Raw genomic sequence first — 14,745 nt, forward strand, 5'->3', positions numbered from 1 at the left:
GGAGAGCGGAATGGCGCTGTTCAAGAAGAAGGCCGGGGGCAAACCGGGCGAGTGGTACTACTGCCTCAACCACGGCACGGTCGAGGAGGGCCCGGAGTGCCGCGCCGCCGACCGCATGGGGCCGTACGCCTCCCGGGAGGAGGCCGCGCACGCGATGGAGACCGCGCGTGAGCGGAACGAGGAGTGGCAGAACGACCCCCGCTGGCAGAACGGACCGCGGGGGGACTGACCTCCCGAAGGACCGCGGGGGACCGACCCCCGGCCCGCCCCCGCGCACGCGTCCGGATCAGGCCGGCGCGGGGGCGGCCTCGCGGACCTCGCGCGCGTGCTCGTCGGTGCGGGCGTCGTACGACATCAGCCGGGGCAGGGTCAGCGCCAACAGCCCCACGGAGACCACACACGCCACACCGCCCGACCACACCGCCGCCCGCACCCCGGTGAGCCCGGCGACCGTACCCGCCCGGACCTGGCCGAGCTGCGGTCCGGTCGTATAGGACAGCAGCTCGATACCGGCCAGTCGGCCCCGGAGCCGGTGCGGGATGGTCTGATTCCACATCGTGGCGCGGAACAGTCCGCTGACCATGTCACCGGCGCCCGCCGCCGCCAGACACACCAGCACCAGCCAGACGTTGTCCAGCCAGCCGGCCGCGGCCATCGAGAGACCCCACCCCGCGGCGCCCAGCGCCACCATCCGGCCGTGCCGGTGGATCCGGGACGTCCAGCCGCTCGTCAGGGTCACCACCATCGAGCCGACCGACCCCGCCGCGTACATCATGCCCAGCGCCCAGGGCGCGTCCAGATCCTCGGCGAGGAAGGGGAAGATCGCGTTCGGGAAGGCGAAGAACATCGCGACCATGTCCACCGCGTACGTACCCAGCAGCTCCTTGCGCCGCCACGCGTAACGCGCGCCCTCGCCGATCGCGCGCAGCGACGGCGGCTCGGCGTCATGGGCGGGCGGCGCCGGGGACAGCCCGAAGGCGAGCACCACGGAGACGGCGAAGGTGAGCAGATCGAGGCCGTAGGCGAACGGCAGCCCGGCGTACGCCACGACCACACCGGCGAGCGAGGGGCCCGCGATGGCCGACAGCTGCCAGCGGATCGCGTTGAGCGCGGCGGCGGCCGTGAGCTGGTCGTGCGGCACGATCCGGGCGGTGACCGCGTCGAGGGCCGGGCGCTGGATGCCGACGAGCGCGCTGGTCAGCGCGGCGACCACATACAGCGGCCAGACCATGGGGTCCGGCAGCAGGCTGTTGACCAGCAGGACGGCGGCCAGCAGCCCGAGCCCGGCCTCGGTGAGCAGGATCAGCTTCCGGCGGTCCAGGGCGTCCGCGAGCGCACCGCCGTAGAGCCCGAAGACGATGAGCGGCACCAGCTCGACCGCTCCGACGGCGCCGACCGCGAAGGCCGAGTCGGTCAGCTCCTTGATCTGGAGCGGCAGCGCCACCAGGGTCAGGAAGCTGCCGAAGCCGGTCACCAGCCCGGCGGTCCACATCAGGCGGAAGTCGCGGGAGGAGCGCCAGGGCGCGAGGTCGGGGAGGAGGGCGCGCTTGCGCGCTCGGTCGTCTGTGGGGGTCACAAGGGCTCATCGTCCGCCGGGCCCCACCGCCGGGGCAACTCATTAAAGGCCGGGACAAAGGCCCGGGACACAGGCCGGGCGGCCCCGGGGTCACCAGCGGGGCGGCGGTGGCGCCGTCAGCTGTTCCGCCAGCCGGGCCAGCCGGTCGCGGAAGCGGTGGCGGCCGGGCCGGGCCGGGAGGCTGTTCTCCCCGGCGGCCGCGCTCACCAGGTGCTGCACGGTGTCGAGATCGAGCCCGGCGCCCTCGAGCCCGGCCCCCTCGGGCACGGCCAGCGCGTCATGGGCCAGGGTGTGCAGCTCGGTGTCGCCGCCGTCGAGGGCGAGCACGGTCGCGCCGCCCCGGCGCGCGTCGTGCACCCGCTCCAGCAGCCCGGCCCCGGGGTCGCCCGGCGCGACGACGAGCAGCGTCTCACCGCGCCCGGCGCCCTCCAACCGGCCGAGACCCACGGACAGATGCGCCGGGACCGGGCCGTCCGGCACCCGGTGGCGCACCAGGGTGGGGGACAGCTCGGGCAGTCCGGACCAGGCGGCCTCGTCGTCGAGGTGCGCGGCCAGGTGCCAGGGCTCGTACTCCTCGCTGCCGACCAGCAGCAACCCGCCCTCGCGCGGTCCCACCGAGGCCCGCAGCGATCCGGCGAAACGGCGGGTGGTCTGCAACCACTCGGTCCCGGCGAGCACTTCGCGCAGCAGCGCGACCCGTACGGCGTCCATGGCATCCGTATCCTGCCGTTCCGCGCGGCGCGGCGGAGGCGGTTCGCACGGTGCGTCACCCCTTCGAGCGGCGGCTCCCGTTCAGGCCCGGACAGGCCCGCGATCCCCCGGGCCGGGTGCGCCCGGCGGTGCCGTCTCCCACAGTTCATGTGCCGTCTCTTGACGCTCTGTGAGGCAAACCCTAAGGTCGCCGCACACAAGGGACGTCCTACGTCCCATTTTTCTGGCTCGGCACTCGATTGCGACGGGGCATCGGGAGGGTCTGATGGCAAGCGGTGCGGAAGTCCGTCCGTACGAGGTGTCCGTCCCCTACCGGGCGGGGGCCGGGGGATACGCGAGCTACCGGATTCCGGCGGTGGTGCTGACCCGCGCCGGGACGCTGCTCGCCTTCGCCGAGGGGCGGGCGGGCTCCTCGGCCGACCACGGGGACATCGACCTGGTGGTCAGGCGGTCCGCCGACGGCGGGCGCACCTGGGGCGCGTTACAGGTCGTCGCGCGCAACGGCGCCGGTACGGCGGGCAATCCGGCCCCGGTGGTCCTCAGCGGCGGCGCGCACGACGGCCGGATCGTGGTGGTCCAGGTGCACAGCGCCGCGTCCGCCACCGAGGACCGGATCCGGCGCGGTGAGGTGTCCGCGGCCGACAGACGGCGGGTGTGGGTCGTCCACAGCGACGACGACGGCGCCGCCTGGAGCGCGCCCCGCGAGATCACCCGGCAGACCAAACGGCCCGAGTGGCGCTGGTACGCCACCACCCCCGGCCACGCCCTCCAGCTGCGCCACGGCCCGCACGCGGGCCGGATCGTGGTCCCGGCCAACCACTCGCTGCCGCCGACCGTCCCCGGCGACGACGGCACCGAGGGCCGCTACAACGGCGGACACGCGCTGCTCAGCGATGACGAGGGCGCGACCTGGCGGATCGGCTACGTGGACGACAACCCCGACGGCTATGTCAACGTCAACGAGACGACCGCCGCCGAACTCCCCGACGGCCGCCTCTACTTCAACACCCGCACCGACGCGAACGCCCCCGGCACCCGCGCCGACGCCCACTCGCTCGACGGCGGCGCCACGCTGACCACCCCGTTCCGTCCGCAGGCGGGTCTGGTCACCCCCGTCGTCGAGGGCTGTGTGCTGCATCCGGGCACCCCGGACGTACTGCTGTACTCCGGTCCGGCCGACCCCGGGTACCGGGCGCTGATGACGGTGCGCGCCAGCCGGGACGGCGGTGTCACCTGGCGTCCGGTGCACACCGTGGACGGGCTGCCCGCCGCCTATTCGGATCTGGTCCGGCTCGATGAGCGCACGGTCGGACTGCTCTACGAGACCGGCGACTTCAGCGCCTACTCGACCATCACGTTCCGGCGCATTCCGATGGAGGAGCTGGTATGAGCACATCAGACACACACGGGTACGGAACACCGCGCCGCGCCGTCCTCGGCGGTGCGGCCGCCGCGGCCGCCGGGTTCGCCCTCGCGGGCTGCGGTTCGGACGACGACAACAAGCCCGCGGAGCGCAAGAAGGGCGAGAAGATCACGCTCACCTTCTGGTCCTGGGTGCCGGGAATCGACAAGCCCGTCGCCCTGTGGAACCGCCACCACCCCGAGGTGCGGGTCGAGGTCGAGAAGGTCTCGGCGGTCGACGGCGCCCAGTACGCGAAGATGCACGCCGCCATCAAGGCGGGCAATCCGCCGGACCTCGGCCAGATCGAGTACCCGGTGGTCCCCAGCTTCCTCGTCGACAACGGCCTGCTGGACCTCACGAAGTACGGGATCGGCGCGCACAAGGACAAGTTCATCGGCTGGCAGTGGCAGCAGTCCGTCTTCGGCAAGGCCGTCTACGCCGTGCCGCAGGCGTCCGGTCCGATGGGCCTGTTCATCCGTCATGACCTCTTTGAGAAGTGGGCCGTCGAACCGCCCACCACCTGGGACGACTACGCCGACGCCGCCGAGGCGATCCGTAAGAAGGGCGCCTGGATCGAGACCTTCTCGGCCACCAACGGCAACCGCTTCGCCGGACTCGCCTGGCAGGCCGGGGCCCGCTGGTTCCGCACCGAGGGCGACACCTGGGTCGTCTCCCTCGACGACGAGCCCACCCTGAAGGTCGCCGACTACTGGCACGATCTGGTCCGCCGGAAGCTGATCAAGACCATTCCGGACCGTCAGAACGCCTGGTACAAGGATGTCCAGACCGGGGCGATGGCCTCCTGGCTCGGCGCCAGCTGGGGTGACGCGCTGCTCGTCGGCAACGCGCCCAAGACATCCGGCACATGGCGGGTGGTGCCCATGCCGCAGTGGAAGAAGGGCGACAACGCCTACGCCAACTGGGGCGGCTCCACCACCGCCGTCTTCGCCAAGACCAAGTACCCCAAGGACGCGCTGGAGTTCGCGGTCTGGCTCAATACCGACCCCCGGTCCATCAAGCTGCTGATCGAGAACGGATACGGCACCCCCGGCGCCAAGAAGGGCTACGCCACCTCCGACCTCGATGTGCACAAGGACTTCTTCGGCGGCCAGACCTACAGCCGGGTGTTCGAGAAGGCCAGCGAGGGCGTGGACACCAGCTGGCGCTGGGGCCCGGCCACCGACACCCTCTACCAGCGGCTCGGCGACGCCTTCACCGCCGCCATCGGCAGCGGTGACAGTTTCCGTGCCGCCCTGAAGAAGGTGCAGGGCGAGACGGTGCGCGATCTGAAGGAAAAGGGACTCACGGTGGAGGCCGGGTGAGGCGGCCCACCCGGACGGAGATCCGCGGTGCGCGGGCGGCGGCCGGATTCCTGCTGCCGTTCCTCGCGCTGTTCCTGCTCTGCTTCGTGGCGCCCATCGGCTACGCCCTCTACGAGAGCATGCTGAAGGTCGAGCGCACCGGCGCGCTCGGCCTGGGCGGCGAGACCACGGAGGTGTGGGCGGGCTTCTCCAACTACGCCCACGCGCTGGAGGACGACCGCTTCACCGCCGGATTCGGCCGGGTGCTGCTCTTCGGCGCGGTACAGATCCCCCTGATGATCGCCTTCGCCACCGCGCTCGCCCTGCTGCTGGAGGCGGCGTCCGCGCGCTGGGTCGGCTTCTTCCGGACCGCTTTCTTCCTGCCGTACGGCGTCCCCGGGGTGATCGCGTCCATCCTGTGGGGCTTCCTCTACGTACCCGGTATCAGCCCGCTGGTGGAGATGGCTCATACGGCGGGCTGGGAGGTGGACTTCCTGGGCCGCTCCACCGTGCTGTGGTCCATCGCCAACATCGTCACCTGGCAGTTCACCGGCTACAACATGCTGGTGCTGATCGCCCAGCTCAAGGCCGTCCCCGGTGAGCTGTACGAGGCCGCCCGGATCGACGGGGCCAGCGCCTGGCAGGTGGCCCGGCATATCAAACTGCCGCTGATCCGGCCCGCGCTGGTGCTCACCACCGTCTTCAGCCTCATCGGCACCCTCCAGCTCTTCGCCGAGCCCAAGGTGCTCAAACCGCTCAGCAACTCCATCGACTCCGGCTACACCCCCAATCTGGCCGCCTACAACGAGGCGTTCACCAGCAACAACCAGCACATCGCGGCGGCGGAGGCGGTACTGCTCGCACTGGTGGCGTGTGTGCTGTCCTTCGGCTTCCTCCGGCTGGTGGGACAGCGCGGGAAGGACGGCGAGAGCAGGTGACCACCGAGCTCACCGAGGAACTCCCGGCCGACGGCACCCCGGGGGCGGAGCCCGGCCCGCGCGGCAAGGGCCGCGAGCGCCGCCGGGGCCGACGCGGCGGCGGGCGGCGGCCACCGCTGCGGCACCGCGTCATCACCGTCTCGCTGCTCACCGTCGCCGCCCTGTACTTCCTCACCCCCGTCTACTGGCTGGCGGTCTCCGCCACCAAGTCCAGCAGCGATCTCTTCGGCACCTTCGGCTTCTGGTTCCACGACCCCCGGCCGCTGGACTACCTCCACCAGGTGCTCAGCTACGACGACGGCATCTACGTCCGCTGGTTCCTCAACAGCCTGATGTACGCGGGTGTCGGCGCGCTCATCGCCACCCTGCTGTCGGCCGCCGCGGGCTACGCCCTGGCCAAGTTCCGCTTCCCCGGCCGGGAGGGGATCTTCAACGTGGTGCTCGCCGGAGTGCTGATCCCCGGCACCGCCCTGGCCCTGCCGCTGTATCTGCTCTTCAGCGAGGTGGGTCTGGCCAACACCTATGCCGCGGTGCTCATCCCGAGCGTCGTCAGCCCCTTCGGCGTCTATCTCTGCCGGATCTACGCGGCGGCCGCCGTCCCCGACTCACTGCTGGAGGCGGCCCGGATCGACGGCGCGGGGGAGGCCCGGATCTTCTCCACGCTGGGGCTGCGGCTGATGACCCCCGCTCTGGTGACCGTGTTCCTCTTCCAGTTCGTGCATATCTGGAACAACTTCTTCCTGCCGCTGGTGATGCTCTCGGACTCCGATCTCTATCCGATCCAGCTGGGGCTGACCTCCTGGCAGGGCTACGCCGACCGGCAGCCGGAGCTCTACCAGTACACGGTGGGTGGTGCGCTGCTGTCCGTTCTGCCGCTGATGGTGCTGATGGGCGTACTCCAGCGGTACTGGCGCACCGGGCTGACGGAGGGGAGCGTGAAGGCGTGAGACGGGCGTGACAGTATCGCTGTCATGACTACTTCCGATGGTGCGACTCCCGAGACCACCGCCCCCGCGAAGAAGGCTCCCGCCAAGGACCCGTGGGATCTCCCCGATGTGTCCGGCCTGGTCGTCGGTGTCCTCGGCGGCACCGGTGACCAGGGCCGCGGCCTCGCCTACCGGCTGGCCAGGGCGGGCCAGAAGGTGATCATCGGCTCGCGCGCCGCCGAGCGCGCGGCGACCGCCGCCGAGGAGCTGGGCGGCGCCGCACTGGGCATCGAGGGCGCCGACAACGCCGAATGCGCCCGGCGCAGCGACATCGTGATCGTCGCCGTGCCGTGGGACGGCCACGCCAAGACGCTGGAGTCGCTGCGCGAGGAGCTCCGCGGCAAGCTGGTCGTCGACTGCGTCAACCCGCTGGGCTTCGACAAGAAGGGCGCGTTCGCCCTGACCCCGGAGGAGGGCAGCGCGGCCGAGCAGGCCGCGGCCCTGCTGCCGGACTCCCGGGTCACCGCCGCCTTCCACCATCTGTCGGCCGTTCTGCTCCAGGACCCGGAGATCGAGCGGATCGACACCGATGTGATGGTGCTGGGCGAGTCCCGCGCCGACACCGATGTGGTCCAGGCCCTGGCGGGCCGGATCCCCGGGATGCGGGGCGTCTTCGCCGGGCGGCTGCGCAACGCCCACCAGGTCGAGTCGCTGGTGGCCAATCTGATCTCGGTCAACCGCCGCTACAAGGCCCATGCGGGGCTGCGCGTCACGGACGTCTGACGGGGCGGTCCGCCGCCACCGCGCCTCCCCGACGGGGCATGGACGGGGCATGGGGGACAATGTCCGGGAAGCCGAGAACACCCCCCGACAGGAGCCGCGCCCCATGCCCCGCCTCGCGATCTACGCCCTCGCCGTCTGCGTCCTCGCCCTCGCCGCGGCCGTGGTGTCCTTCGCCCGGGGCAGTCTCCTCGGGGTGGTCTGGATCCTGCTCGCGGGCGTCTCGTCCAATATGACCTGGTACTACGTACGCAAGGCGCGTATGGACCGGGCCGCCGCCCGCGAGGTCACCGGCTGACCGGTCAGGAGCCGCTGATCCCGGGCAGCTGTGGCTCGCCCTGCCAGAACCGGAAGAACTCCTGGCCCCAATAGGTGTCCCACTCGGTCACCCCCATCGCCCCCATGATCGCGTCCACGGCGTGGAAGAACGCCTCGTTGACCTCCGGGATCCACAGCACCCCGAAGACCGCGAGCAGCCCGAACGGCGCGTACGGCTCGACCTGCCGCCGCACCCGGTGCGACAGCCACGGCTCGATCATCCCGTAGCCGTCCAGCCCCGGCACCGGCAGCGAGTTCAGGATCGCGGCGGTGACCTGGAGCAGCGCCAGGAACGCCAGCGCGAAACGGAACACCACCGGCACCCGGTCCACCGCGTCCAGCCAGAACGGCGCGGTCAGCGCGGCGGCGAACAGCACATTGGTGAGCGGCCCGGCCGCCGATATCAGACTGTGCTTCCACCGCCCCCGGATCCGGTGCCGCTCGATGAACACCGCCCCGCCCGGCAGCCCGATCCCACCCATGATCACGAAGACCACGGGCAGCACGATGCTCAGCGCGACATGGGTGTACTTCAGCGGGTTCAGGGTCAGATAGCCCTTCGCCCCGATCGACAGATCACCGCCGTGCAGCGCGGTACGGGCGTGCGCGTACTCGTGCAGACACAGCGAGACGATCCAGCCGGAGACGACGAACAGGAACACGGCGAACCCGGGGCTCGCGGAGAAGTCCGTCCACACCGCCCACCCGGATACGCCCATGATCGCGACCAGACCGAGGAAAACGGGGCTGATCCGCCGCTCGCGGCGGCTTACTGCGGTGGTCATCGAGGGGGGTCTCCGTAGTGGGGGGTGCGGTTACCGAGGGAGGAACGTGGACCAGTGTGCGGTGAGTTCCTGCCCGTACGGAGCCCTGTGTGACGGGCGTCACGGCGGCGGGTCCCGCCGCCCCGACGACGGGGGCGGCGGGGGTCACCATGCCACGGCGGCACGAAGCCGTCCGGGCTGCGGAGGGCGGCCTCCGGCCGCGTGGGCCATCGACCACAATGGGCCCGTGCGCTATGCCATCCTCGGCACCACCGAGGCCCACCGTGACGACGGCACCCCTGTCGCACTCGGTGGCGCACGGCTGCGGGCGTTGCTGGCCGCCCTCGCGCTGAGCCCGGGGCGGCTGTGCACCACCGGCGCCCTCATCGCCCACATCTGGGACGACGACCCGCCCGCGGACGGGCACGCCGCGCTCCAAGCCCTCGTCGTACGGCTGCGCCGAGCCCTGGGCAAGCAGGCCGTGACCTCCGCCCCGGGCGGCTACCGGCTGGCCGCCGACCCCGACGACGTCGATCTTCACCGCTTCGAGCGGCTCGCGGAAGCGGGCGACCGCGCTCTCGCCGAGGGCGCCCCGGACCGGGCGGCCGACCTCCTCGGCACCGCCCTCGCACTATGGCGCGGACCCGCCCTCGCGGATCTGCCGGGCGGCACGGCGGCGGCCACCCGCGCCGACGCCCGCCGTCTGGACGCGCGCCGCGCCCGGTACGCCGCCGACCTCGCCCTCGGCCGCGCCGCCCAGGCCCTCCCGGCGCTCACCGAACTGTGCGCCGCGCACCGGCTGGACGAGCCCCTGCACGCCCTGCGCATCCGCGCCCTGCGCGACGCGGGCCGCCCGGCGGAGGCGCTCGCGGCGTACGAGACGATCCGCGCCGAGATCGCCACCCGCCTCGGCGCCGACCCCGGCCCGGACCTGAGAGCCCTCCACGCGGCCCTGCTGACCCCGCCTCCCGGCGTCCCGGCGGCGCCGGGGGCTGCCGCCGGTGCCACGTCGTCGGCGGCGCCCGAGCCCCCGGCTTCGGCGGGCGCCGGGGCTGCGGGCCCGCCCGCCGCTTCCGCGCACCCCGCGGCCCCGGGTGCCTACGCCCTTCCGGGCGGGGTGGCGCTCCCGGCCGTCCACGTCGCTCCCGGCGCGGGCCCCGCGGCCGCTGCCGTGCCAGGGGGTGCTGTTGAGCCCGGCGTCCCGGCCGCGCCCGGGGCGTGTACGGGCCCGGGTGCCCCGGCGCCCTCGGCGGCGCCCGGGGCCGGTGCGCGCGTCACTTCGGCCGCCCCGGCGGGGGGTCCGGTGGCGGCACCGGGCGTGGGTGGGAATCTGCGGGCTCGGCTCACCAGCTTCGTGGGGCGGGAGGCCGATGTGGAGGGGTTGCGGGGCGACCTCGCCGGGCATCGGCTGGTGACCCTGCTCGGGCCCGGCGGGGCCGGGAAGACGCGGTTGTCGCAGGAGGCCGCCGAGGCGGTCGGGCCCGCCTGGCCGGACGGCGTCTGGCTGGCCGAACTGGCGCCCGTCGACGACCCGGAGACCGTCCCGGAGACGGTGCTCACCGCGCTCGGCGGGCGCGAGACCGTCATCCGCGGCACCGCCGCCGAGGGGTTGCGGGCCGCCGCCGACCCCGCGAGCCACGATCCGCTCACCCGGCTCGTGGAGCACTGCGAACCCCGCCGCATGCTGATCGTGCTCGACAACTGCGAACACCTCGTCGAGGCCGCCGCCCGGCTCGCCGACACACTGCTGGCCCGCTGCCCGGGTGTCGCCGTCCTGGCCACCAGCCGTGAACCCCTCGCCGTGCCCGGAGAGCTGATCCGGCCCGTCGAACCGCTCCCGGACCCGGTCGCGCTGCGGCTGCTCCAGGACCGGGGCGCGGCGGCGCGCCAAGGGTTCCGTACCGACGACGATCCGGCGGCCTGCGCCGAGATCTGCCGCCGTCTCGACGGTCTGCCGCTGGCGATCGAACTGGCCGCGGCCCGGTTGCGGTTGCTCACCCCGCGCCAGCTCGCCGACCGGCTCGACGACCGGTTCCGGCTGCTGACCAGCGGCAGCAGAACCGTCCTGCCACGCCAGCAGACCCTCAGAGCGGTCGTCGACTGGTCCTGGGACCTGCTCGACACCCGCGAACGCACCGTCCTGCGCCGACTGTCGGTCTTCGCGGGCGGCTGCGACCTCCCGGCCGCCGAAGCGGTCTGCGCGGATGCGGCGGATGCGGCGGATGCGGATCACTCCGCCCCCGTCCGCCCCGACGCCGTCGATCCCCGAGACGTCGCCGCGCTGCTCGGCTCACTTGTCGATAAGTCTCTTGTCGTCGCCGCTCCCGGAGCGACCGGCGAGATGCGCTACCGGCTGCTGGAGACCGTCGCCGAGTACACGGGGGAGCGCCTGGACGAGGCGGCGGAGCGGGCCGCGGCCGAGCGCCGCCACCTCGTGGCGTACCGGGAACTGGCCCGCACCGCCGACCCGTTGCTCCGCGGCCCGGAGCAACGCGCGTGGCTGGACCGGCTGGAGGGCGAGCACGAGAACCTGCGCACCGCGCTGCGCCGCGCCATCGCCGCCCGCGACGAGCAGGAGGCGCTGTGCCTGGTGCTCTCCCTGGGCTGGTTCTGGAACCTGCGCGGCCACCGCGCCGATGCCCGCCACTGGGCCACGGCCGCCGCCGAACTCGGCCCGAACCCGTTCGCGCCGCCGGTGGCCCCCGCCCCGCCGCTGCACAGCAGCTGTACCGACGCCCCGCCCCCGATGACACCGGAGCTGCTGGCCGAAGCACGCCGCGGAGTACGGCTGTTCGCGCTGGCCAATATCGAGGGTGACCTCCAGTCGATGACGGGCGAGGCCGCCCAGCGCGACCTGGAGGGGATCGTCGCCGCCTACCGGCCGGGGCTGCCGCAGACCTGCCGTCTCCCCGGCCTCCTGTGGTTCTTCGCGGTGATCATCAAGGGTGAGTTCGACCTGCTGCGGGGGATGGCCGGCGAAACGGTGCGCACCTGCCGGGAGCTGGGCCACACCTGGGAGCTGGCCTTCACCCTCCAGCTGCGCGCCAAACTGCTCAACGAGCGCGACGGCCGCTCCCATAGCGACGCCGACAGCACCGAAGGCACCGGCGACGCCGACGAGAGCCTGGAGATCTTCCTCCGGCTCGGTGACGCCTGGGGTGCGGCCGAGGCGCTGTCCGGCCGCGGCGAGGCGCGGGAACAGCGGGGCGACGGCGCGGCCGCCGCCGAGGACTACCGCGCGGCGATCCGCTGCGCACAGGACCTCGGCGCCCATGAGCAGGTGGTGCTGCTCCGGGCCCGGCTGGCCGGGGTGTTCGTGGAGTTCGGGGACGAGGAGGAGGCCGCCGAGGGCGAGCGGACGCTGCGCGAGGTGGTCGACCGGGGCCCGCAGGCGGGCGCCGAGGCCCTGTCGTACGCCCGGATGCACCTGGCCCTGCGCTACGGCACCACGGGCCGGTTCGGCGAGGCGCGCGCCCAGCTGACCGCGCTGCATTCGGAGTTCGAGCTCCGGGCGCTACAACTCTTCCAGGGCATCACGGAGGGATTGCTGGCCTGGCTGGATCTGGAGGAGGCGCGACCGGGCAACGCCCTGGTGGGGGTGCGCGCGGCCCTGAAGAAGACGGCGGACCCGATAACGGCGCTGGTCGCGCCGTTCGTCCCGGTGACCCAGCTGCTGACCGGAGCCGAGGCGCTGGGCGCACTCGGCGGCGCGGAGCGGGCCGGGACGGCGGCGCGACTGCTGGGGGCGTACGACGAACTGCGCGGCTCCCACCCCCACTGGCGCTCCGGCAACGAGCGCGCGAGCCGGGAGCGCGCCGAGGCGGCGGCGCGGGCCCGGCTCGGGGACGCGGCGTACGGCCGGGCATACGGCGAGGGCGCCGGCCTGTCCCTGGAGGAGGCCATCGCCCTGGTCTGAGCCGTCCTGGTCCGAGCCGCGCTGGCCGAGCCGCTCCGGTCCCAGGCGATTCCGCACACCGCCGCGACCGCCGGCCAGGTGAGCTGCCCCCCGTGCGGCTCACATGATCGGCGGTCGCGGCCGCGGGAGGGAGACCCCCGCCCCCTCAGGTGGTCTTGTTGCGGAACTTGGCCACCGCCAGCGGAGCCGTGACCACCGTGATGGCCACCGCCCACAGCAGACAGACCGTCACCGGATGCGCGATCGCGCCGTGGCCGCTGGTCAGCGCCCGCGCGGCATCCGCGAGCTGGGACAGCGGGTTGTACTTGGTGAAGGACTGGAGCCAGCCGGGCATGGTGCTGGTCGGCGCGAAGATGGACGAGCCGAACTGGAGCGGCATGATCACCAGCATGCCGACGCCCTGGACCGCCTGCGGCGTCTTCATGGACAGGCCGAGCAGCATGAAGATCCAGGTCAGCGAGGAGCCGAAGAGGAGCGCGAGGGCGATGGCGCCCAGCAGCTCCAGCGGGCCGGTCTTGAGCTCGAAGCCCATGAGGAAGCCCATGGCCAGCAGGATGAGGGTGGACACCATCATCCGCCCGGTCTCCACGATCAGCTTGGCGATCAGCACCGAGGAGCGGGCTATCGGCATCGTCCGGAAGCGGTCCATGACTCCCTTCTGGAAGTCGTCGTTGACACCGGTGCCGACCGACATCGCGATGTTCAGCCCACCCATCGCCATCATCCCGGGGATGAAGTAGTTGATGTAGGCGCCGCGGTCGCCCGCCGCCACCGCGCCGCCGAAGACATAGACGAACAGCAGCGAGAAGATGATGGGCATCAGCACGGCGTCGAACATCGACTCCGGGTCCTGCTTGATCTGAAGGGCGTTCCGGCGGACCAGCGCGCCGATGTGGCGCAGATTGGCCCGCGGCCCGATCCGGCCCTCGCCGGGGAGCGCCTTGGCGGGCGCGGTCATCGTTGCCGCGCTCATGCGGCGACCTCCTGGGCGATGTCGTGGGTGGTGGCCTCGTCCTCGGGGGTGGAGGTCTTCTGGCCGGTGATGGCGAGGAACACCTCGTCGAGGCTGGGCAGATGGGTGTCGATCCCGGCGATGGTGAAGCCGCGCTCACCGAGCAGCCCGATCACCGCGGTCAGCTGCTCATCGCTGATGATGGGCACATTGACCAGGCCCTCCGCGCTGTCCGCGGTGGCGCTGCCCACGCCGTCCAGCCCGGCCTGTGCGATGGCGCCGACCATCCGGGGCAGCTCCTGGGGATCGGACGGGCGGATCTGGAGGGTGCGCCCGCCGACCTTGGCCTTGAGCTCGTTGACCCGGCCCTCGGCGATGACCTTGCCGCGGTCGATGACCGTGAGGTCGTCCGCGAGCTGCTCGGCCTCCTCCATGTACTGCGTGGTGAGCAGCACCGTGGAGCCGTCGGCGACCATCCGCTTGACCTCGTCCCACACCTCGTTACGGGTGCGGGGGTCCAGACCGGTGGTCGGCTCGTCCAGATAGAGCACGGAGGGGCGGCCGATCATGGAGGCGGCCAGGTCGAGCCGTCGGCGCATACCGCCGGAGTAGGTGCGCGCGGCCCGCTTGGCGGCGTCCGTCAGCGAGAACCGCTCGAGCATCTCGTCCGCACGGCGGCGGGCGTCCTTACGGGGCAGATCGAGCAGCCGCCCGATCATGTAGAGGTTCTCCCAGCCGGACAGCTTCTCGTCCACCGAGGCGTACTGCCCGGTGAGCCCGATGGTGCGGCGCAGCTGGCGGGGTTGTTTCACCACGTCGTACCCGGCCACCACGGCGGTCCCGGCATCCGGCACCAGCAGCGTGGACAGACAGCGGACGAGAGTGGTCTTCCCGGCCCCGTTCGGGCCGAGCACACCGAGGACAGTGCCCTCCGGGACCTCCAGGTCGACGCCGTCGACCGCTTTGGTGTCACCGAAGTGCTTGACCAGCCCCCGAACTTCGACGGCCTTGCCGCCTCTGATCGTGTGTTCCTGTCGCTTCATGTCCACCACCATGACAGCGACCACCGACATCCCACCGACAGACGGCAGACAGACGGCGGACAGCCCGCCGACGGGGGAAGATCGGCGGGCTGTCGGTGTACCGCGGTGGCTCACCGGA

General features: G+C 72.5%; 13 protein-coding genes. 8 read left to right on the top strand and 5 right to left on the bottom strand.

All coding sequences use genetic code 11. The features are described from left to right. Window positions 1-10: 10 nt before the first annotated feature. Window positions 11-229: a hypothetical protein gene (locus AB0C66_RS08435; RefSeq protein WP_362434522.1), complete on the top strand. Its 219-nt coding sequence runs from the start codon at window positions 11-13 to the stop codon at window positions 227-229. A gap of 57 nt (window positions 230-286) precedes the next feature. Here AB0C66_RS08435 and AB0C66_RS08440 read toward each other — a convergent pair whose 3' ends face one another. After that, window positions 287-1,576, bottom strand: a complete 1,290-nt coding sequence (locus tag AB0C66_RS08440; protein WP_362434525.1) for an MFS transporter — start codon at window positions 1,574-1,576, stop codon at window positions 287-289. Window positions 1,577-1,666: 90 nt separating this feature from the next. Further along, window positions 1,667-2,287, bottom strand: a complete 621-nt coding sequence (locus tag AB0C66_RS08445; protein WP_362434529.1) for a hypothetical protein — start codon at window positions 2,285-2,287, stop codon at window positions 1,667-1,669. 265 nt (window positions 2,288-2,552) lie between these two features. On the opposite strand from AB0C66_RS08445, the gene AB0C66_RS08450 reads away from it, so the two are divergent. From AB0C66_RS08450 to AB0C66_RS08475, 6 genes are all read left to right on the top strand, one after another. Continuing rightward, complete coding sequence (locus AB0C66_RS08450) at window positions 2,553-3,677, top strand: sialidase family protein (protein WP_362434531.1); 1,125 nt, start codon at window positions 2,553-2,555, stop codon at window positions 3,675-3,677. After that, a complete protein-coding gene (locus tag AB0C66_RS08455; RefSeq protein ID WP_362434534.1) occupies window positions 3,674-5,011 on the top strand; it encodes an extracellular solute-binding protein in 1,338 nt (445 codons plus the stop codon). The genes AB0C66_RS08450 and AB0C66_RS08455 overlap by 4 nt, the downstream gene beginning before the upstream one ends. Then, a complete protein-coding gene (locus AB0C66_RS08460; protein WP_362434536.1) occupies window positions 5,008-5,928 on the top strand; it encodes a sugar ABC transporter permease in 921 nt (306 codons plus the stop codon). The genes AB0C66_RS08455 and AB0C66_RS08460 overlap by 4 nt, the downstream gene beginning before the upstream one ends. Before the next feature lie 116 nt (window positions 5,929-6,044). Then, entirely contained in the window at window positions 6,045-6,875 is an 831-nt protein-coding gene (locus tag AB0C66_RS08465) for a carbohydrate ABC transporter permease (RefSeq protein WP_362435602.1), read from the top strand. A gap of 24 nt (window positions 6,876-6,899) precedes the next feature. Continuing rightward, on the top strand, window positions 6,900-7,637 hold the full coding sequence (gene npdG / locus AB0C66_RS08470) for an NADPH-dependent F420 reductase (RefSeq protein WP_362434538.1): 738 nt from the start codon (window positions 6,900-6,902) through the stop codon (window positions 7,635-7,637). Window positions 7,638-7,686: 49 nt separating this feature from the next. Then, window positions 7,687-7,932 carry a hypothetical protein gene (locus AB0C66_RS08475; RefSeq protein WP_362434540.1) on the top strand — a complete coding sequence of 82 codons (246 nt, stop codon included), beginning with the start codon at window positions 7,687-7,689 and terminating at the stop codon, window positions 7,930-7,932. A 4-nt stretch (window positions 7,933-7,936) separates the two neighbouring features. On the opposite strand, the gene AB0C66_RS08480 is transcribed toward AB0C66_RS08475, so the two are convergent. After that, on the bottom strand, window positions 7,937-8,737 hold the full coding sequence (locus AB0C66_RS08480) for a site-2 protease family protein (protein ID WP_362434542.1): 801 nt from the start codon (window positions 8,735-8,737) through the stop codon (window positions 7,937-7,939). Window positions 8,738-8,963: 226 nt separating this feature from the next. Here AB0C66_RS08480 and AB0C66_RS08485 point away from each other — a divergent pair, with 226 nt between their 5' ends. Then, a complete protein-coding gene (locus tag AB0C66_RS08485) occupies window positions 8,964-12,632 on the top strand; it encodes a BTAD domain-containing putative transcriptional regulator (protein WP_362434544.1) in 3,669 nt (1,222 codons plus the stop codon). Between the two features lie 145 nt (window positions 12,633-12,777). Here the strand turns inward: AB0C66_RS08485 and AB0C66_RS08490 are convergent, their stop codons facing one another. Next, window positions 12,778-13,605, bottom strand: coding sequence for an ABC transporter permease (locus tag AB0C66_RS08490; protein WP_362434546.1), 828 nt, complete (start codon window positions 13,603-13,605; stop codon window positions 12,778-12,780). Continuing rightward, window positions 13,602-14,627, bottom strand: a complete 1,026-nt coding sequence (locus AB0C66_RS08495; RefSeq protein WP_362434549.1) for an ATP-binding cassette domain-containing protein — start codon at window positions 14,625-14,627, stop codon at window positions 13,602-13,604. The genes AB0C66_RS08490 and AB0C66_RS08495 overlap by 4 nt, the downstream gene beginning before the upstream one ends. Window positions 14,628-14,745 lie beyond the last annotated feature (118 nt).

The sequence above is a fragment of the Streptomyces sp. NPDC048636 genome (assembly GCF_040650655.1).
Taxonomy (GTDB): Bacteria; Actinomycetota; Actinomycetes; order Streptomycetales; family Streptomycetaceae; genus Streptomyces.

Excerpts from the sequence above, each read along its gene's own strand:
- npdG (WP_362434538.1), top strand. The coding sequence starts at position 6,900 with ATGACTACTTCCGATGGTGCGACTCCCGAGACCACCGCCCCCGCGAAG.
- AB0C66_RS08490 (WP_362434546.1), bottom strand. The coding sequence starts at position 13,605 with ATGAGCGCGGCAACGATGACCGCGCCCGCCAAGGCGCTCCCCGGCGAG.
- AB0C66_RS08435 (WP_362434522.1), top strand. The coding sequence starts at position 11 with ATGGCGCTGTTCAAGAAGAAGGCCGGGGGCAAACCGGGCGAGTGGTAC.
- AB0C66_RS08450 (WP_362434531.1), top strand. The coding sequence starts at position 2,553 with ATGGCAAGCGGTGCGGAAGTCCGTCCGTACGAGGTGTCCGTCCCCTAC.
- AB0C66_RS08475 (WP_362434540.1), top strand. The coding sequence starts at position 7,687 with ATGGGGGACAATGTCCGGGAAGCCGAGAACACCCCCCGACAGGAGCCG.
- AB0C66_RS08480 (WP_362434542.1), bottom strand. The coding sequence starts at position 8,737 with ATGACCACCGCAGTAAGCCGCCGCGAGCGGCGGATCAGCCCCGTTTTC.
- AB0C66_RS08455 (WP_362434534.1), top strand. The coding sequence starts at position 3,674 with ATGAGCACATCAGACACACACGGGTACGGAACACCGCGCCGCGCCGTC.
- AB0C66_RS08445 (WP_362434529.1), bottom strand. The coding sequence starts at position 2,287 with ATGGACGCCGTACGGGTCGCGCTGCTGCGCGAAGTGCTCGCCGGGACC.
- AB0C66_RS08495 (WP_362434549.1), bottom strand. The coding sequence starts at position 14,627 with ATGAAGCGACAGGAACACACGATCAGAGGCGGCAAGGCCGTCGAAGTT.